Annotated in this window: 19 protein-coding genes; 10 read left to right on the forward strand and 9 right to left on the reverse strand. The window is 58.2% G+C overall.

Annotated elements, in window-relative coordinates; genetic code table 11:
• Positions 1–201: 201 nt before the first annotated feature.
• From CA85_RS09275 to CA85_RS09285, 3 genes are all read left to right on the forward strand, one after another.
• The gene (locus CA85_RS09275; protein WP_246112639.1) at positions 202–753 is read left to right on the forward strand and encodes a hypothetical protein; all 552 of its coding nucleotides are present in this window, start codon (positions 202–204) and stop codon (positions 751–753) included.
• Positions 754–788: 35 nt separating this feature from the next.
• Complete coding sequence (locus CA85_RS09280; RefSeq protein ID WP_146391070.1) at positions 789–1,280, forward strand: response regulator; 492 nt, start codon at positions 789–791, stop codon at positions 1,278–1,280.
• A 79-nt stretch (positions 1,281–1,359) separates the two neighbouring features.
• Positions 1,360–2,037, forward strand: a complete 678-nt coding sequence (locus tag CA85_RS09285; protein WP_146391071.1) for a methionine-R-sulfoxide reductase — start codon at positions 1,360–1,362, stop codon at positions 2,035–2,037.
• Positions 2,038–2,056: 19 nt separating this feature from the next.
• On the opposite strand, the gene CA85_RS09290 is transcribed toward CA85_RS09285, so the two are convergent.
• Complete coding sequence (locus CA85_RS09290) at positions 2,057–2,599, reverse strand: hypothetical protein (RefSeq protein ID WP_146391072.1); 543 nt, start codon at positions 2,597–2,599, stop codon at positions 2,057–2,059.
• Positions 2,600–3,455: 856 nt separating this feature from the next.
• Here CA85_RS09290 and CA85_RS09295 point away from each other — a divergent pair.
• The 3 genes from CA85_RS09295 to CA85_RS09300 all read left to right on the forward strand — a co-directional run bounded on the left by CA85_RS09295 (position 3,456) and on the right by CA85_RS09300 (position 6,272).
• Entirely contained in the window at positions 3,456–4,658 is a 1,203-nt protein-coding gene (locus CA85_RS09295; protein WP_186774838.1) for a hypothetical protein, read from the forward strand.
• A 495-nt stretch (positions 4,659–5,153) separates the two neighbouring features.
• Complete coding sequence (locus CA85_RS24815; protein WP_186774839.1) at positions 5,154–5,300, forward strand: hypothetical protein; 147 nt, start codon at positions 5,154–5,156, stop codon at positions 5,298–5,300.
• Between the two features lie 15 nt (positions 5,301–5,315).
• Positions 5,316–6,272 carry a hypothetical protein gene (locus tag CA85_RS09300; RefSeq protein WP_146391074.1) on the forward strand — a complete coding sequence of 319 codons (957 nt, stop codon included), beginning with the start codon at positions 5,316–5,318 and terminating at the stop codon, positions 6,270–6,272.
• A gap of 465 nt (positions 6,273–6,737) precedes the next feature.
• Here the strand turns inward: CA85_RS09300 and CA85_RS09305 are convergent, their stop codons facing one another.
• The 7 genes from CA85_RS09305 to CA85_RS09335 form a co-directional block, all read right to left on the reverse strand.
• Complete coding sequence (locus CA85_RS09305) at positions 6,738–7,421, reverse strand: transposase (RefSeq protein ID WP_146391075.1); 684 nt, start codon at positions 7,419–7,421, stop codon at positions 6,738–6,740.
• Positions 7,422–7,776: 355 nt separating this feature from the next.
• Entirely contained in the window at positions 7,777–8,802 is a 1,026-nt protein-coding gene (locus tag CA85_RS09310; RefSeq protein ID WP_246112640.1) for an FAD:protein FMN transferase, read from the reverse strand.
• A gap of 169 nt (positions 8,803–8,971) precedes the next feature.
• The gene (locus CA85_RS09315) at positions 8,972–10,420 is read right to left on the reverse strand and encodes a TIGR03000 domain-containing protein (protein WP_146391076.1); all 1,449 of its coding nucleotides are present in this window, start codon (positions 10,418–10,420) and stop codon (positions 8,972–8,974) included.
• Positions 10,421–10,641: 221 nt separating this feature from the next.
• Positions 10,642–12,036, reverse strand: coding sequence for a protein-L-isoaspartate(D-aspartate) O-methyltransferase (locus tag CA85_RS09320; protein WP_246112641.1), 1,395 nt, complete (start codon positions 12,034–12,036; stop codon positions 10,642–10,644).
• A 2-nt stretch (positions 12,037–12,038) separates the two neighbouring features.
• Positions 12,039–13,661 (reverse strand): Ppx/GppA phosphatase family protein, encoded by a 1,623-nt coding sequence (locus CA85_RS09325; RefSeq protein WP_146391078.1) that lies wholly within the window; start codon positions 13,659–13,661, stop codon positions 12,039–12,041.
• 307 nt (positions 13,662–13,968) lie between these two features.
• Positions 13,969–14,568, reverse strand: coding sequence for an ATP-dependent Clp endopeptidase proteolytic subunit ClpP (clpP, locus tag CA85_RS09330; protein ID WP_146391079.1), 600 nt, complete (start codon positions 14,566–14,568; stop codon positions 13,969–13,971).
• Positions 14,569–14,619: 51 nt separating this feature from the next.
• Positions 14,620–15,288, reverse strand: coding sequence for a ClpP family protease (locus CA85_RS09335; RefSeq protein WP_146391080.1), 669 nt, complete (start codon positions 15,286–15,288; stop codon positions 14,620–14,622).
• 136 nt (positions 15,289–15,424) lie between these two features.
• Between CA85_RS09335 and rlmN the strand changes: the two genes are divergently transcribed.
• Positions 15,425–16,477 carry a 23S rRNA (adenine(2503)-C(2))-methyltransferase RlmN gene (gene rlmN / locus CA85_RS09340; protein WP_391564855.1) on the forward strand — a complete coding sequence of 351 codons (1,053 nt, stop codon included), beginning with the start codon at positions 15,425–15,427 and terminating at the stop codon, positions 16,475–16,477.
• Positions 16,478–16,558: 81 nt separating this feature from the next.
• On the forward strand, positions 16,559–17,548 hold the full coding sequence (locus CA85_RS09345) for a PP2C family protein-serine/threonine phosphatase (protein ID WP_146391082.1): 990 nt from the start codon (positions 16,559–16,561) through the stop codon (positions 17,546–17,548).
• On the opposite strand, the gene CA85_RS09350 is transcribed toward CA85_RS09345, so the two are convergent.
• Positions 17,545–17,781: a 2Fe-2S iron-sulfur cluster-binding protein gene (locus CA85_RS09350; protein ID WP_246112643.1), complete on the reverse strand. Its 237-nt coding sequence runs from the start codon at positions 17,779–17,781 to the stop codon at positions 17,545–17,547. The genes CA85_RS09345 and CA85_RS09350 overlap by 4 nt on opposite strands.
• 15 nt (positions 17,782–17,796) lie before the next feature.
• Between CA85_RS09350 and CA85_RS25640 the strand changes: the two genes are divergently transcribed.
• Both CA85_RS25640 and pyrF read left to right on the forward strand, forming a co-directional pair.
• Entirely contained in the window at positions 17,797–17,958 is a 162-nt protein-coding gene (locus tag CA85_RS25640) for a hypothetical protein (protein WP_246112644.1), read from the forward strand.
• A 75-nt stretch (positions 17,959–18,033) separates the two neighbouring features.
• Positions 18,034–18,966 carry an orotidine-5'-phosphate decarboxylase gene (pyrF, locus tag CA85_RS09355; RefSeq protein WP_146391084.1) on the forward strand — a complete coding sequence of 311 codons (933 nt, stop codon included), beginning with the start codon at positions 18,034–18,036 and terminating at the stop codon, positions 18,964–18,966.
• The last annotated feature ends 376 nt before the right edge of the window (positions 18,967–19,342 follow it).

Here is a 19,342-nt window from a genome sequence, read left to right on the forward strand (position 1 = left end):
TAGCCACCCACCCCCCGAATTAGCCGTTTCCGCGGTGTTTTCAATAGCCACTCACGAATTTTGCTTGACGGGCGTCACGCCCCGCTTTAGTTTCAAGGACTCTTCTCATTCACGGATTCATGGCAAAGGAGGTCTGTCGCTATGGCTACCGTCTTCACTGGTTCCTCGCCGTCTCGATCGGCGACGGGCCACGCTCCGCAAATGAACTCCACTGGCGACCCAACCATTCACTGGTTCGTCAACGCGGCGTTTTTGCAAGAAATCAAAGACAGCAATCCGCACTTGTGGCATGAAGTCCATCGGCTTCGCACGCTTTGCGACCCTGAGTCGATTGACTTTGACAAGCCTCAGATGTCGCTTCGTGAGTTCATCGGGTGCCTGGACGGACTACGCGACTTGCTCGCGTTGCAGTTTGCGTTAGAAGAAACCTATGGCTTGATCTCTGCGGACACCGCAACCGCCCACCGCGCAGCGGCCCTGCAGTCGATTGCCGAGCAGAACGAGGCCGAACAGGAACGGCAGGAGATGGTCCGGAGCGTCACCGGCCAACACCGCTGCCTCTATTTGGAACTGGTCGACTTGGTCGAACTTGCCGAAGAGCTACAATATCGTGGGTGCGATGCCGATGGATTGCGGTCGCTCGTCGAATCGATAGAGCGGTTCTCAGGCGACCTGACGGCTCATGAACGCTTGGAAGCGGAGTTGATCCGGCTGCATGATTCCCATGCCCGCACGGGCTGCACACACGACTGATTGAACAATCGCGCAAACCAGAAAAAGGTTTTAACATGTTGGGTGACTCACGCACCAAACCAATGGAAATCCTATTGGTCGAAGATGGGCTCGTTGACGCTCGCATCACCATTCATGCGCTGCGACGCAGCGGCGTGCATCACCGTGTGACTTTGGTGCGAACGGTCCATGAAGCGATTCTGTTCATGAAACGCACAGGAATCTTCGCCCGCGCTCCGCGATTGGATTTACTCCTGCTCGACATGATCCTTCCCGATGGCTCGGGCATCGATGTGCTCGAGGAGATGCTGGAAATCCACCCTGATTCGGCGCGGATCGCAACCGTGGTGCTGACGGCCTTGGAAGACGATACCTATCGCCAACGCTGCGACGATCTCGGCGTCTGCGGCTACATCCAAAAACCGGTTAGCGAAGATGAATTTCTACGAGTTGTCCGCGATCACAAGAAATTAATGATCCATCTCCAACAGGTCGCCGTAGCCGCAGCGGGCCAGGAAACCCCGTCGCCGAATGTCTCCACGTCCTAGGGCGGGTAGAATCAGGCGAACGAAACCCACACTCGGGATGTAGTACTCGAAAAGCTTGCCCCTTTCCGGAGATTTTTCCATGCGCCCGCGCTCCCTGACCCGTTCGAACTCACTTCGGTGGACCGCAGCGGGCAGCCTCGGCTTGATTGCCGCCACGCTGCTGACCACCGCCACCATCCGCCCCCTGACCGCTGACGACCGCGAGACAGCGGCAACGAGCGACACGGCCGCCGACCAGAGCAGCGCCGAAAAGAGCACCGCCGATAGCGATGCTGCTGTCCCAGAGACTGCGGAAGGGGCGAAAACGGTCGATTCTGCCGAGTCCGAGCAAGCTGTTCGTTACGGGCGATACAACTCTCTGAACCAATTCGAGAGCTGGGTGCTCCTCAATAAAGGCACCCAACCGGCTGGCCCAGGTGGCTACACCCACACCAAGAAAGAAGGCACCTACATCTGCCGACGCTGTAACGCCAAGCTCTACAATAGCGATGACAAGTTCGAGAGCCATTGTGGCTGGCCCAGCTTCGACGATGAGATCGAAGGGGCGGTTGTGCGACAACGTGATGCCGATGGCGTGCGGATCGAAATTCTCTGCAAGAACTGCGGCGGTCATCTCGGCCATGTGTTCCTGGGCGAACAGTTGACCGATAAAAACACGCGTCACTGCGTCAACTCGGTCTCGATGAAGCTGATTCCCAAGGGCAAGAAAATCCCGCCCAAGATCAAACCGGCTGCTCTTCGCGGCAAGGAAAAATAATAGCCCCACCACGCGGTCCTCAGTACTGAAACTCCGTCACGCCGCGGGCTCCGGAAGGAAGTTTCCCCATCACGGTGATCTCGTCGATCGTGTAGTTGCCCGGCACCCAACGCTGGCCCGTCCGGTTGACGAAGTCAGCCTGGGGAAGCACGAGCTTCTCACCAGCGGCCAACGGCTGATTGACATACATGAAGTACCGCCCATTGAGATCGGCATAGAGCTTTGAGATCGCAAAATCGGCTTCGTTCGTGATCACGATCACGTCTTCGAGCTCGGGCTGCTGTGGATCCCGCGTCTGCAAGGCACGCTGCTGGGCCTGCCACGGGCGGTGATCGATGCTCACACTGACCGGTAGTTCCTTTTCGATCGCTCGGCCAAAGAGTACAGCGTAAGTGCTGAGAATCGTCAGCGGAATCAAACACACCAGCGCCAAAGCGATGAAGAAACCGCGCGACGATAGTCGCGGGCCCGGTGCAATCGATCGCGGCGGATCAAAGGCATCCTCGTCAGAGACGTCAGCCGCGACAGCGTTCTCGGAAGGGGAGGGGGAGGTTTCACTCATGCCCGCATGATACTCCCACGCCATCGTCCTTGAGTACCCAGGGTGCTGCCCGCTGACTCACCGACTCGCTGCACCGGTAACCGCTTCGCAAGCGTCCTTGCTGATTGGGCGCAAGACAGGCTGCCACCGATGCAAGCGGGCCCATGTCGGACAGACTTCGCGACGAGCGGCCGGCTCGCTCGCAACCCTCCACGCCTCCGCTTCCGCCACCGACTTGCAAGCGGTTAGGCGATTCCCGCTCCCAGTTTTCCCTTCGCTCCCCCGCCTATCGCTTTGCCTCGGTTCCTCGCTCCCGCGAGGGCGGCCCACTCGCTCTCGGTAGTTTCGTGCCGCCCCCGCTGCGCTCGTCACGACGCCCAGTCGCTTTCGATCGCCTGCCCTGGCCCCGGCGTGTGCGAACGTCGTTCGCACCCACCGGGCGACATCGTGTCGCCGGTCTTCAATCAAGCAGCCGCATCCGTGCGGCTGCATTGGGTTCATGCTCGTAACCAGCGCCCGGCGGCCTCCCGCCGAAACAGCCGCGACGCACTTCGTGTGCGTCGCCCGTCCGCTTCGCTACCGGAAGCGTCCAACGCCTGGGCGGCTTCGTGCCGCAGGTGTGACGGACTTCCTGTCCGTCATTTAGGTTGTTAGGTGCATCGGCTGGTTTATTGGTACCGGACACCTTTTCTTCGTCTATTGGTACCGGACACCTTTTCTTCGTCCAGACTAGAAAGCAAGTCGAGAGCGTCGGCGGACGCTGTGAGAACCGAAAGAAGAGAAGTCGAGGGAGGGACATCGGGTGAGTGCAATAGTGAGGCAACAGAGAGGTTGAGGCCACTGGCCCGCCCCAAAAATGTTTCGATATTTTACGCTTATGATCCTGACAAGCAAAACGGTGCTCCTATGCTCGTTGCGAGCCGTTAAAGGTCTCTTCTTTTCAATTAGCTTTCGCTCTAGGCACATTCAGGTGGGAAAAATGGCCAGATCCGGTTGCTGCAATGCTATTTTGCTCGTTTTGACGAGCATTGTCCTCTCGTTGACACCCCTACCCGGGGCATCTCCTCAGGGAATAGACAAGCCGGTCATTCTGCGGGTCAAACTTCCATCCAAAGAGCAATTTCTAGAACCGGTCGGGGCTTATCCGGTGGTTGCTCATTTGGGAAAGCTGCCATCTGCATCAAATGTCAAGGCAATTATCCGAATCGAAAATCCAGAATCGTTTGACTTGCCTATCAGAGAAATTACCGCCACTTGCGGATGCACCAAAGCAAAGCTTCAAGGCGACACTCTGGTTTCAGCTAAAGAAACCGACCTGGTCGTGGATATCACCACGCCGCCCAACAGTCGTCAAAGCGAATTTGTCGGTGGCCTGTCACTCAACATTGACGCCGAGAAAACAGACTTTCCAGGATTGCAACGAGTTCAGGTCTCGATCCGCTATGAGATCGGAGGTCTACTCAATTTTCGTGATTTGATGATTCCTGTGGATGTCGGTGCGCAGCCCTTCACAGACATCGAAGTCCCCTTTATCTACACATTCGCTACTCCAGCAAAAGAGTTAAAAATACAAGCCGATGGGGTTTTAGCTGGAGTCAAGGGGTCAATTCTACCCGGTGATCGAACACAAAACTTGCCACATCGGGTCAAGCTCAGTATCGATTCCACATTCGCGAGCGCCCAGGGTGAAGTTGGGCGGTTGACACTCACGGAGCCTGAATCCGGAAGAACAAGTTCCGTTGATTTAGTGCTATACAGCAAGACGGCTGTCAAACTGAGTCCCCGCACGCTTCGCTTCATTACAGCCGAGACGGACGAAGACTCACTCACCGCTGGTGGAATTCTCCGCTTAAACGTAGAGAAAGAAGTCGCACCCGATTCGATACGGGCGGAGGCCACGTTAAATGATCGTCCGCTCCAGGTAAACCTGAAGCGGATGGGAGGTAATATCTACCGGTTCCACGTCTCCGGCAATGGGGCGATGTTTCAGGATTTGCCCGATGATAGTCAGGTCGCATGGAGAATCATGTATGCCGATCGGCAGGTGTTTAGTAAATGCGATTTCGTCACCACTAATTAACTGTTTTTGATTTCTAAGAGAAAAGGCATGCACCATGTCGTTTGAAAGGGTTCATCCGACGGAAGCGTGCGCAGAGCACAGCGGAAGGTTTTTTGAGGCATGGCTCTAGCATCCAATGATCGTTCAAAAATGCGTCCCTGACGAACAAACGCTCGCCAGGGACCGACAACACCATTGGCATACCGTCGACCGAGATATCCCTTGCCAAGCCAGCACCTCTGCAGAGCACGGCTCCGTTTCTCCCGGCACTGCCAGCCGAACATTGATAATCACATCCCACAAATAAACCCTTGGATACTGGAGCCATGCCTTGAAAACCTCGGGCGCTCGCTTCCGTCGGATGAGCCTTCTTTTGCGGCAAGCTTGGACTCAATCCATTCATTCCTAGCCACTAAAATCCCTGAAGAACCCTTGGTTATTTGGGACGCCGGCAAACCGGGATTTATGGACTGGGCAAATGGCTCCATTGATTGTTATCGAACCAGAGAATGCTTAATGGGTGCTGACTGTGGAATGGACGCAGACGGCATCTACGTGTGCAGCCCGGACAGTTCTGCGACCTGGGTGGGCAGTAACGACTTGTTGTACACCGGCGTGCTCGGAACCACTTGTGCCTACGTCGGCAATGATTCTCAAGAATAGAATAGGGATCTACACATGAATTGCATCAAAATCGCTCTAACGAGCTCGCAGGTTGTGGCTGCTTTCGCCCTTGCTTGGTTTTCTTTCCCGGCGCGCGCCGACGACGTACGTGATGCTTCAGCCGATGTCAGGTCAATTCCTGAGGCGTTTGTGGCTAATTGGGAGTCCGTGCAGTCTTATGATGTTTTGGTGACCAAGGAATCGTTGAGTATTGGGCGAGGACGGTCATCTGAAGCAACACATTCTTATCGCTTGATCTTGGATGCGGTCGCTGAAAAATTTTTCATGGTCCATCAAGGGACTCGATCCGAAAGTATCTCGTTGGATGATCCGCCATCTGAGTCGCGGGTCTTCGAGGCCTATGCCCGAGACCCACTGACCAAAGAAACTTGGCTTTGGCAATTTCCCGATCGACCGCAAAAGTACACGACCGAGGGCTTTCGCGAATCACTTGCGAAAGTGCGTTTGCCCGATGTCCAGTTAGTGGGCTCGCTATCTAATTTGTATTCCTTTCAAAAAAACGAAGTGGCGCATACACTGAAGCGAAATTTTGGTCCCCATAAAAAGATCTACGAGCAGAACCGCCAGAGTAGGCAAACAGACATTGTCATTGACGTCGAGTTACCTTTCCCGCATGTCGAAAGGATCACCCGCCGCGTCTATCGCTTTGACACACAGGATTTTGTGCCACTGCGAATTACCACAGGAGTAGTGATCAACGGAGAATACAAAATTCACGTAGTCGAGGACATCGAGTGGAAACAAATCGACGGGGTTTTTCTGCCCGTTAGTCTCCTTGGGCAAAGCTCGCAAAGCGTGGGTGAAGGTAGCCACCAGGAGGTGATTCCTGTCCATTATGACGTCCAGTTTGATTGGCGGTCGGTCAATAAACGCTCTGCCATCGATGGTTCATTGAATCCGAGCGTACTTCTGGACATGGATCGTCTTTTGTCGATGTTAATGCGTCCGTAGCTCGATTTTAGACAGTGGAAGAAAAGCACTGTCATGGTCAAACTAGAAATTGGCGGTGCGCGCAGATCGGCAGCGGCACCACCGGCAGGGGGAAGAAAAGGTGTCCGGTACCTTTTCTGGGGTTCACACCTTAAAACTCAGTCGCTCCCCGGACTCGCTTCCGGGGCTTTTTCCTGCCGTGGCTCCGCCGCTCTGAGAAACCGTCATTGCGCAATCCAGTTTCCCCGCCCGCGCGACCGACCGAACCGAGTAGCCAGCGCCCGTGGCCGGTAGGAACCGGCCCTACTTGCTCGGAGTTGAGTGGCGGTCATCCAGGATATCGGTTCCCCGAGATAACGCGAAACTCAGAGACGCTTGGCGACTATGTCATCTCTCGGGACAAAGAAAAGGTGGACAAAGAAAAGGTGTCCGGTACCTTTTTGGACAAAGAAAAGGTGTCCGGTACCTTTTTGGGGTCATCCCGAGCTATTTTGCGACCGATATCTTCTTTGGTCGTCCACGGGGTCGCATCGTTGACTCCAGGTCGAAGGTTCTGGCAATGTGCTCCACCCATGTCTCGTTTCCAAAGGGAACTCCTCGCTTGACGCTCCAGTCCAGCTGTTCTCGCTCCATTGTACTGAACTCCGTTGCGACATGCTGAACCCAGTTCGCTGTTCGACGGATCGGCCAACCCGATATCCGTTTCGAACAAGACTTGCTCTTCGTCTGCCAGTGGTGCAAACTTCCAAATCTCCAGTCTTCGGGTCGTTTGCACAGCTTGGCAGCGAAAGCGTTTCGTTCCACATAACGCGCCACGGTTAGGAAGTGCTCGTCTGTTTGAACGGGGAATGATTTAAACCTGCCTTGATACAGGTGCCCCAGTCCGGTCGTCTTGTAGTGCGCGTGATATCGCTGGGTGTGCGTCAACCCGATGTAATGACCAAACCGACCCATCTCTCCATCCTTTCCAGGGCGAACCAGCAAGTGATAGTGGTTTGGCATCACGCAGTACGCGAAGAGGTCAATCTCAAATCGTTCGATGCCTTCGTCGATAATCTTTTCAAATGCTTCGTAGTCAGCCTCCTTCTCAAAGATGGTTGCCCGAAGGTTCGCTCGGTTAAGCATGTGATAACAATGCCCGGAGGCGTCAGCTCGTTTGGGACGACCCATGGAAAGCACCCTGGCGGGAAACGGATTTGGTTCATCAACTCAAGATTAAGGGGAACCGAAGGGCGAGTCAATTGAAACGGTACCGGACACCTTAAAACTCTCCCAATTGAAACGGTACCGGACACCTTAAAACTCTCGCTTCCCGGACTCGCTTCCGGGGCTTCTTCCTGCCGTGGCTCCGCCGCTCTGAGAAACCGTCATTACGCAATCCAGTTTCCCCGCCCGCGCGACCGACCGAACCGAGTAACCAGCGCCCGTGGCCGGTAGGAACCGGCCCTACTTGCTCGGAGTTGAGTGGCGGTCATCCAGGATATCGGTTCCCCGAGATAACGCGAAACTCAGAGACGCTTGGCGACTATGTCATCTCTCGCGTTGAGCCTCCGCTGGCTCCCAAGGGCGGGTCGACCCAATCCCAATGGCCGACCGTCTCCACATCCACCGCGTCTTGCCGCTCGCCCGGTACGACCAGCAGCACCGGCATCGAACCGTTGGCTTCGGCATAGGCGGTGGCCTGTTCGCGTCCGTTAACGAACAGCCCCGTCGCGAGCGCGTCGGCGTCGATCGCACGGGGGGTGATCACACTGAGCGAGAGCATATCACCGGCGGGCTCGCCGCTGCGAGGATCGATCACATGCCCATAGCGTTTGCCGCGATGATGAAAGAATTGCTTGCCACTGCCGCTCGTCGCCAACGCGGCATCGCAAAGCCAGAATCCGGCGATCCGGCGGTTCGGTTTGGTGGGGTGAGCGATGCCAACCTTCCAACCCCGCGGCGATTGGTCCGGTTCGGACTCCTTTGCCTCCACGGTCTCGAACTGATCACCGCAGGCCAGAACGCTGCTCTGCCCGGCATGAATGAGGAAGTCGTTGATACCAGCGGACTTCAACCGGCTGGCCACGTGATCGATCGCGTCCCCTTTGCCGATCGCACCGAGATTGATCCGCATGCCAGGTTGCCGCAGTTCCACCGTCCGCTCGTCGGCGTCGAGTCCTATTTGATCCATGCCGACCAAGGATCGGGCGTTGGTGATCTCTTCGGCAGTCGGCTTGCGACCCTGCCGGGTTGTGAATCCCCAGGCATCGATCAAGGGACCGGCTGTGATATCAAAGGCCCCGCCGGTCGCCTCACTCAATCGAGCGGCATGCTGCAGGACCGCAAAGGTCTCGGCTGAAACGCGGACGGGACCGTCGCCCGCGGCTTGATTGATCGCCGACACTTCACTGGTAGCATCGTAAACCGTCAGCCGCTGCTCGATCGCATCGACCGACTCCAGCGCATCGAGAACCACATCGGCAACGCTGCGATGTCCGATCTTTTGGTGGGCATCGCGGACGAGGACGACAAAGTCACACGCCATCGCCCGGTGTGAAAATTCAAGCAATTCAAAATCCTCCGCTGGCCCGCCAGACTAGACGCTCCGCCGGATAGGAACAATCAGCATCGAAGTAGAAAACGAGGGAGACCATCTCGGAGGCCCATGGCACAAAAAAACCGTGCTCGAGAAAGACTCGAGCACGGCCTGGGTCACTGTCGCGTTTTGGAAAAAGATCCTAACGCATCGCGAGTGTGCCAGCGGCGACGTCGAACTCGAGTTCGACGGTGCTGCCTGCGGCGACATTGATCGTTCGCTCTTGGCGAATGCTGTGTCCGTTGACGATCGCACTGACCGAAACGGTGTAGTCGGTCCAGCTTTCGCCCTGGGCGAGCTGGGTGGTACGGAAAGTCCGCACGCGGCCGGAGCCCTTGGTTTCATTACCAGCGAGGGTCACGACGGCATCGGCAGGAACGTGCAACTGCACGACCGTTTCGGTGGCGCCAGCGTTCTCGCTCGCATTGAGGTCGATATCGGCCGCTTCCGGATCGATCGTTTCGGACGCCGGTGCGACTTCTTCGGCGCCAGCAGCGGCGTCTTGCTTGAATACCAATCGTTCGGCATCGCCAGGACGCAACTTGATCGACTTCGTTTCGCTTTGCTCTTGGCCGTTGACATCGTAGGTCACAACGACTTCGTAACCGTAGACGTATCCGGCCTTGAGACCCCGCGACATGAACTGGCGAACCGATCCGTCGCTGGTCGTCTCGCGGCCATTGACGGTGACGCGAGCGCTGCTGACGGGAACCGAAACGGTTAACAACGCGGTGTCGTCGTCGAGGGTGGGCTTGCGAGCTTCATAGCTTGTGGTGCTATCGATGACGGAGTCACCGAGTGCATCCGCATCGCCTTCGGATTCCGAACCGGATCCTTCTCCCGTGCTGCGACCGGAGTTTGATCCACCGTCTGCTGGGTAGCCACCGGCAGGTCCCTCGCTGTCCGACGGCACGAAGTTGTCCGAGGGATACGGTTCCGCCGAGTAACTTTCGATGGGATAGCCCTCGACCGAGTAACCCTCAACGGGGTAGTTGGACTGGATCATGGGCGATTGATAAGTCGCCGGTGAGGCATAGCCACCGCTGCTGCCATAGGACGAGACCGAGACTCCCGAGGAGTAGTAGCCACCGCTGCTGCCGCCACTGCTCGCTCCGACACGGGAGTAGCCTGCGGTGTAACCACCGCTGGAGTATCCGCCTGTCGAATATCCACCGTTGGAATAACCGCTAGCGTAATATCCTCTTCGCGCATCGCGTCGGGCAGCGTGCCGCGCCCGCTTGGCTTGCATGTGGGCACGCAAACGGCTGAATAGACCGCCACCGTAGTAGCCGCCTGAAGACCCTGTCGGCGCGTAGCTTGCCGCATACGTGCCACCGGAGGAGCCGCCACTGCTGCCGCCCGAGGAAGCGCCGTAGCTGCCACCGGTCGATCCGCTGTGCTTCGCAGCAAACCGAGCGTGCATGCGAGAAAACAAACCGCCGCCGCTGCCGTAGCCGCCGCCGCTACCGTAGGAGGCGCCACCTGAGCTGCCGCCGTAACTGCCATAGCTCCCGTAGGAACCTCCCGCCTCCGCAGTAGCACTGAGGGTCAGTGCCAAGGCGAAACAAACCAATAGGTGAAAACACCTCATGTCCTTCCTCCATCCTCGATGTATTGATTGTGAAAATCATTTCGCCGCAGACCAACATCGTTCAGAAGAACTCGAGATCCAGTATCAGCGTTATTCCGTTGATGGCGACTCTCGCGATGATTCGCGAAATTCATCCTTGGCGGCGCAGGGCGATAATGACGACTGTGTCAATTAGATAGGATAGCTAGGACAGGCGGGCATTCAAGCAGCCTGGGTAAATTTTAACGGCCGATTTTCTCGACGCGAACGTCGTCAAAGTCCGCTCGACCGGTGGCTCCGAAGAGTCCGATGCGTACGATCGCCTCCTTCGCAGTGGGCGGAACACGCAAGATACGACTTTCGGCACGCCAGTCCCGCGTGCCCCGGAACGGGCCGATGGTGATCATGCCGAGATCTCGGCGGCTACTGTCGTAGAAGCTGATTGCGAGCATGGGCCAGGCGTCCGAGTCGGGACCTTTGACAACATCTCGCGTACGAATTCGGGCGGAGAGCCGAATGGTGGACACATGACTGCCGTCGATCGCGATTCCCTGCAGCAGGTGCGAACCGAGACCGGGGGTCTCGTTTTCGAACCTGGCCATGGCGTTGCCATCCTCGACAACTCGTTGGACCTGGCGGCCGTAATACCATCCCGTGACGAATTCGGCGTCGTCTTCTTCGGCGTCTCCTTCCGCGTCGTCGTCGAGCGGGTCCGCCTCGTTGCCCGAACCGGGGGTTGTGGGGACAGCAGGAGAAACCGGGGCAGATTCGAAATCGCCGTTTACCAGCGTGGGTTGGCGGGGGTCGGGCAGCGCGTTGCGGTTGTCTTCGGCCGTGCCCGTCATGGGCACGAAGAGGGTCGGGCGCAGCGGTTGACGGACCAGTTTCCCGTCCTGCTTGATCATCTTGTAGAGCGTTTGTTGGTATCGCTCGCCAACGGGGATGATCATCGAGCCACCTTCTCGCAGCTGCTCAACCAACGGGACAGGAACCGATTCCGGGCTGCAGGTGACAATAATTTTGTCGAAGGGCGCCTGCTCGGGCCAACCTAAAAAACCATCTCCGATCCGGGTATAGACATTGTCATAGCCGAGCCGGTCGAGCACCTTGCGAGCGGTGACACCAAGCGATTGGACGATCTCGATGGAGTACACCTCGTCGACCAAGGGGCTCAGCACGGCGGCTTGATAACCGCTGCCGGTACCGATCTCGAGCACCCGATCGTCGACTTGCGGATCGAGCGTTTCGGTCATCGACGCGACGATGAACGGGCTGCTAATCGTCTGCGCCGAACCGATCGGCAACGCCATGTCGAAATAGGCCTTGTTGCGAACCGCAGCGGGAACAAACTCGTGCCGCGGCGTCTGTTGGATCGCATCGAGGACGCGAGAATTGGACACACCAGCGGTGCGAATCCGCGACTCCACCAGCCGCCGACGAGCCTCGGCGTAGGGATCATTTGGATCGCTCAACGGCGACTGGGCGGGCGTGGTTTGAGCTAGAATAATTCGCGAAGGTTCGGGCACGATGGTCGGCAACGGGTGGGACGAAGGGCGAGGGTGGACGTGCTGCGCCGCGGCGGTTGCAGCCGGGATCGCAGCGAGAACCATCAGACTGATTCCAAGGCGTATCATCATCTTCATTCTCCAGCTCGGAGCAGCACGGGGACGCCGAAAATATCGCGAAAGAGCGAACTGTTATTACGCATGGCGAGCTGCTCGAGTGACACGTCATCGACCTCGGGAGCTACGATCACCAATTGCTTGTCCTCGACAAGACAGCGAATTTCGTGAATTCGTCCACTGCGGGTGTCGTTGAGGGCGATGGCCAAACGCAGCAGGGCAGCCATTTTAGTGACGGCGACGCGGTCCTTGCGATCCAACGCGTCGTAGCCTTCATGGGACGCTTGCGGTGACGCCCGCCGGTGATAGCGAGCCACCAGTGCGACCAGATGCAGTTCATGCTGACTCAGCCCGAACAGTTCGCTGCTGCGGATCAAGTAGTATGCATGTTTGTGATTGCTATGCAGATTCACGTACAGTCCGATCTCATGCAAAAGCGCCGCGACGTACAGCAGGACTTCGTGTCTCGCATCGAGCCGGTGCTCGCCGAAAAGTTGCTCGAAGAGACTGCGGGCAAGCTCAGCGACGGTACGTGCATGTGTCGCGTCGACAGCGTAGCGTCCGCCAAGGGAGACGGCGGAGCGAATGATTTGCTGGCGAAATTCACTCGTCCAATTGCCGCCTTGCTCGATGTCGGCGAGCAGCCCATCGCGCAGGTTGACGCCACTGACAAAGAGGTGGGACAACCCAAAGTGCTTGGCGAACAAAGTGTAGGCGAGCAGCGAAACCTTGAGTGTCTCAGCTTCGACGAAGGTCGCACCAAAGCGTTTGACAATCGTGTCCTCACTCATCGACAGAATCTGGCCGGAGAGTTTTTCTAACTTCGCGGTTGCGAGTTTCGCTAAAGACTCCTCATCCCAATCTTCGATCAACCGGTGAGCGGCAAAGCGAATGTCGCCGCCCATGACAACGAGCTGCAAGGGCGAATCCGCCTTGAGTTCATCGGCGATGCGGTGCACGAACCGACGAACGTGAGTTTCGAGCAGGTGCCGAAGCTTGCCGCCGCGCAGCCCCGAGGCGTCGAGTTCTTGGATGAGCCGCAGGGACCCCAAACGAAACGAGTCCGAATGCAAAACATTGCCGCTGCGAATAAGCAGCAACTCGGTACTGCCGCTGCCGATCTCAACAACGACCGACTTCGTCCGAGCGGTTTCCTTGCGAGCCATCAACATCGGCGTGATGCCCATGTAAGTGATCCGGTTCACCTCCGCCTCGTCGATCGGCTCGACATCGAGCCCGGTGGCAACGTAGACACGGTCGACAAACGCGATGCGGTTGGTCGCTTCTCGCACCGCGCTGGTGGCGACGACGCGAATATCCTTGGTATCGGTGACCCCGTATTCGCTGAGCACGCGGCGAAAGCGGCGGAGCACCGTCGCGGCCCGCTCGATTCCCCGGCGACTGAGCCGCCGGGTCTCGAAGGCCTCCCGGCCCAGATCCACGGGCTGCAACAGCGATTCGAGTGTCCGCACTTGACCGTCGGCGTGAATTTCCGCGATCGCCATACGGATGCTGATCGCCCCGATGTCGATCACCGCGACGGTTCGAGGTGGCGGCGCCGAAGTGGCCGCCGCTGACACCCGACTCCCCGATGTCGCTTCGGGATGCGAGCCAGTCGGTGGAGGTGTGGATGACGTCATGGGTCACGAGGGTGAGGACAGTGAGAAACGGAAAGGCACTACCATCATAGACACCTCGCCGAGACCGCGTGCAAGAAGAGCCCATTCTAGCCAACACCCCCTGCCCGATTCGAACGAGCGTTTCCGACTGGATCAGCCGGCGTCCTGAGCCACTAGACGAAGGGGGACTGAAAACGCCCCGTCAGCCGGTTGGGCAATCCAACCGACGTGGGGCAAATCGAAAGGCAGCCTCGCAGTTCATTATGCTTGCTCCAAGGAGGGAATCCAGCAGGGGCGAGCGCAAAACAATGCCTTTACTTGGGCGGCGTTACTCCGCGGCTGCTTCGTCCACTCGACTGACGACTCGGTCGATCAGCCCATACTCGCGAGCTTCCTCGGCTGACATGAAGCGGTCACGATCGGTGTCCTCCTCAATTTTCTCCAGCGAATGGCCGGTGTGCTCGATCATGATTTCATTCATTTTTTTCTTGATCCGGCGGAGTTCCCCAACGTGGATCTCGACTTCACGTGCAGTGCCTTGCATGCCGGCGAGCGGTTGGTGGATCATGATCCGGGCGTTGGGCAGTGAGAATCGCTTGCCCTTGGCGCCGGCTGTCAACAGCACCGCACCCATCGAAGCGGCCTGCCCCATGCAGTAAGTCGCGACGTCGCAACTGACGAACTGCATCGTGTCGTAAATCGCCATCCCCGCCGTGATGCTACCGCCGGGCGAGTTGATGTACATGTGAATGTCGGCCTTGGGATCGTCCGATTGCAAAAACAGCATCTGCGCGACCAACGCGTTGCTGATTTGGTCATCGACCTGTTGGCCTAAAAAAATGATCCGGTCTTTGAGCAACCGGCTATAAATGTCGTAGGTGCGTTCTTCGCGGCCGTTGCTTTCGACCACGTAAGGGATGACTGGCATATCTGGGTTCTTTGACTTAGGAAGTGGAATGGTGGGAGAGAGCCTCAGTGATCACTCATCGTCGTCGGCCGGGAGCTCTTCTTTTTTGAGTAAATCGTCGACCAATCCATATTCCTTGGCCTGTTCGGCCGAGAGAAAGAAGTCGCGGTCGGTGTCTTTGGCGATCTGGTCGATCGACTTGCCACTGTGTTCGCTGATGATTTGATTGAGCTTGTCGCGGTAGCGAAACATCTCCGAAGCTTGGATTTCAATGTCGCTGACCTGGCCCGAGACACCGCCCATCGGCTGGTGCATCATGACGCGGCTGTTGGGTAGACAGAACCGTTTCCCCTTGGCACCGCCGACCAGCAGAACCGCTGCGCCGCTGCAGGCCTCGCCCACGCAGTAGGTCGCCACCGGGCACGAGACCATCTGCATCGTGTCATAGATCGCCAGCGTCGCGGTGACACTGCCGCCCGGGGAATTGATGTAGAAATGGATGTCCTTGCGGCGGTTCTCGCTCTGCAAGTACAACAGTTTCATGACAATTTCGTTCGCGTTGGCGTAGTGAATCTCGCCCTGCATGAACACGATGCGATTTTCCAAGAGCAAATCGCCGAGCGTCATCTGACGCTGACGCTGGTAGCCCTGACTGGCATGGCTGCCCGCCAAGCGATGATCGGAGATCGAGTCGGCACCACCGGCGAACAGTGGTGATAAGGAACCAAACGGATCGGACATTCGATATTTACCTTCAGGGGTACTTATGGTGAGTTTCTCTGTCGCCAGTGTTCGCGATTCGCTTTCAGGTGACAAGACCGGTATTGTCAACTTTTCGGATAGGTATTTCTTCCCTACGGCATCTCAGAACTGCTCGATCGTGTCCGCACCCATCTCTATTTTTGATGCTCCCGCGCTCGAAAAGCTGCGACGCCAGCGTCGCCTGGATCCCCAGTACGTGCGCGTGCTCCGCAACCGGCTGTTCAAACAGTTCCAGCCCGATGAGGTATCACTGGCAGGCTTTCCCGCTCGCGAACAGGTTCGTTGTCATACGCTCGAACTGTACCGGCGGGTCGATTCCGCCGTCGACGGCGCCACCAAATTGCTCTTTCGAACCGCTGCGGGATTGCTGATCGAGTCGGTCGTGCTGCGGATCGCGAGCGGGAGGACGACGCTGTGCGTCTCCAGCCAAGTGGGCTGCGCGGCGGCCTGTGAATTCTGCGCCACCGGCAAGATGGGCATCGCGAGAAATCTTCTCCCCGCTGAGATCCTTGATCAGGTGCTGCAGGCGGGACAATTACTCGCCGCCGAACAAAGTCGTTTGGATAATATTGTGTTCATGGGCATGGGTGAACCGTTTCACAATGAGACGAACCTTTGGGAAACGCTCGATGCTTTGACCGCCGGGGACCACTTCCACCGCTCTCCGGCCAACATTCTCGTCTCGACGGTCGGGGTGAGCGACGCGATGCTGCGACTGGCCAAACGATTCCCCAAAGTCAATCTAGCCCTCAGTCTTCACAGTGTCGATCAGAAAACACGAGAACAAATCATGCCGTTGGCACGACGATATCCGCTCACCGAATTGAGGCGTGTCCTCGGCCAGTGCCAGCAGACCCAGGGCCGCGAGGTGATGATCGAATACCTGATGCTGCACAAACTCAATGATGCTCGCGAACAAGCCAATCACTTAGTCGCTTGGCTGGGAGATCTTCGCGCCCACGTTAACCTGATCCCGTACAACTCCATCGAGGACGCTCCCCACTTGCAGGCCTCCTCACCGGAAAAAATCGCGGAATTTGCGGGCCGACTCAAGGCCGCTGGCGTTAAAACGACCGTGCGCTATTCGCTCGGCCAAGACATCGCCGCTGCCTGCGGGCAATTGGTGCGGAAAGAGAATCGACTCCGCGAACCCTCCCATAGACTGTAATTTGGTACACTTGCTGCCACCCGACGACAAACACCTCCCAGGCAGTAACCTCGCACCCCTTATCCGTACTAAGTCCGGTCAATGAGCCCTTCTTCTTCCGAGCCGAGTCGCCAGCATGCCTGCGGCCTAACCGACGTGGGGCGTCACCGCGAAGAGAACCAAGATCAGTTCCTGGTCGCTGAGCTGCGAAATTCGATGATCGTCAAAGCGACGAGCCTGCCGATCGAGCAGAACTCGTCGCTGCTCGGGCGGATCAGCGGCCAACTGTTGATGGTCGCCGATGGGATGGGCGGGCAGAACGCCGGCCAACGTGCCAGCAGCGTCGCGGTGGATCATTTGATCGCGCAGTTGCTCAATCGCATGCACTGTTTTTTCCAACTGGGCGGCGGGGGCGATGACGCGTTTGTGGAGGCTTTGAAGGATCTCATGCAGCAAACCCACGCAAAGATTCTCGCCGAATCTGCGGGCAACGATGCTGAGCGCGGGATGGGCACGACCCTGACCATGGCATACACCGTGTGGCCACGAATGTATGTGGTGCATGTCGGCGACAGTCGGTGCTATCTGATTCGCCAAGGTCGCTGCGAACAATTGACCACCGACCATACGCTGGCCCGCCAACTCATCGATTCAGGGGGAATGAAGCCCGAGGACGAGGCGCTGAGCCGCTGGAGTAACGTGCTGTGGAATGTGCTCGGTGGTGCGGGGGCGCACAAGCTGTTCGTGGAAGTTCACCTTGTCGACTTGGTCGAGGGGGACAAGGTTCTACTGTGCAGCGATGGCCTGAGTCGGTACCTGTCTGCCGAAACGCTCGCGGAAGTCGTCACCGAGGGTGCAAGGGACATCCAGAGCGTCTGCCATCGCCTCGTGGGGCTGGCCAACGCCGCCGGTGGCGAAGACAATATCACCGTTGTCATCGGTGAGCCCGAGCAGACCGCGCGCGGCCACCGCCCCCCACCCGGCGAAACGAAGGCCGACGCTCTCACCGATGTGGATATTTCCAGTCATACGGGCGGGCGAAAGCGGGCCGCTGGCGGCGAGTTCACCGACGAGGACACCCGGCCGGGTTAGGCGTCGCCGAGCACTCGAAAAACCATTCCGTCGATTAACTCATCGAGCATGATTTGGCACGCCAACCGGCTCGCAGGATCCGTGTTTTCGAGTTTTTCCAGTGTCATCGTCTCGTCGCGGGTCATCGATTCGATAAGCTTGCCCGACACGATCTCGACATGACAGGTTCCGCACCACGCGTGCCCCTTGCAGTCGCCAATGTCCTCGTACAACTCATTGACCGCCAATTCCATGAGGTTGTTGTACGCATGGCGCCGAAACTCGATGCTGTGCGACTGGCCATCGAGCGTGATGATAGTGACGCGGTAGGACGAGTTCACGAGCAGCGGGGTGGGCAAGAGGTGCGGGGTGGGCAAGAGGTGTTGATCGGCTGGACGGCCTGCCGCGAATCACTCGCTGCCGCTGGGTAGCTCCCGTTATCGCCGATTCTCCGTTAGTTTAGCGAGAGGTCCATTTTCTATACTCTCGACCCCCGCCCGCACATCATGACATTTTCGACTCGGATCAACAAAGCCATCGCCCGCACGGGATCGGTGACCTGCGTGGGGTTGGACCCTCGCAAAGCCCAGCTGCCTGCACCGCTGCGGGACAGCCTCGCCGACCAGTCACCCCAGGCGTGGGCCCAGGCGTATGCCCAGTTTTGCTGTGAGATCATCGATGTGGTCCAGGACATCGTGCCCTGCGTAAAGCCTCAAGCGGCGTTTTTTGAACAGCTCGGCCCGGCGGGAATGGTAGCGCTCGGCGACGTAATCGCCCATGCCGCTAACGCCGGATTGATCGTGATTACCGATGGCAAACGCAACGACATCGGCAGCACCGCGACGGCCTATGCCGACGCCTACCTGGGCAGTGCGGCCGGGATCGCTGCTGCCGGCGGCGACCCCGCCACGGCCAGCCCCTGGGGCGGCGACGCCCTCACGGTCAGTCCGTACTTGGGACGCGACAGCATCGAGCCATTCGTCGACGTCTGCGATCGGCGCGCCGCGGGCGTGTTCGTCTTGGTCAAAACATCCAACCCCGGCGGCGGGTTCTTGCAGGATCTACGCTGCGGTGAACAAACCGTCTACCAAACGGTCGCGGATTTGGTCACATCGCTCAATCAAGAGCGGCTCGATGCAGACGGATACGGCCCCATCGGGGCTGTCGTCGGGGCCACCTATCCCGAGCAGCTCGTCGAATTGCGGGCCGCGATGCCGCACAGCATCTTGCTCGTCCCCGGCTTCGGAGCGCAGGGAGGTGCGGCTGACGACGTGCGGGCGGCGCTCGACGAGTCCGGCCGCGGGGCCGTCATCAATAGCTCGCGAGGGATTATTTTCGCTCACGCGCGAGCCGAATTTTCCCAGCAATACGGCGACGCCAAGTGGCAGGATGCTGTCCGAGCGGCAACCGAAGAGATGAACGCTCAGCTGAAGAAATGAATGCAGCGGTCCCGCGAGCAGCGATCTCTCGAGTGGCGGTCGCTTGAGCAGTGGCCGCTTGAGTAGTGGTGACCTGACGCCCCAGGAACGCTCTGCGATGCCGCGGAGGTTTGTTCGCCTACCGCAGCTCAGCCTATTGAGATCCCAACCACTGGCCTCCCAACCCACCGGCGCCGAGCGGGCTGGCCGGCCGGCACCGCGCCCACGTTGGGTTGTGCTACGGGGGCCTCGTGCTTACCGTGTGGCGACCTTTTTCTTGCGTCACCGCCTATCCGACCGCTGCATTGTGCTATCTTCTATGCGACACAATGTCGCGGTCCCGGGGCTGGCCTTGTCACCGGGGCCTGTTGCGACCGATAATCCTCGCCCGCCACCG

Source organism: Allorhodopirellula solitaria, from assembly GCF_007859855.1.
In the GTDB taxonomy this organism is placed as follows: Bacteria; Planctomycetota; Planctomycetia; order Pirellulales; family Pirellulaceae; genus Rhodopirellula; species Rhodopirellula solitaria.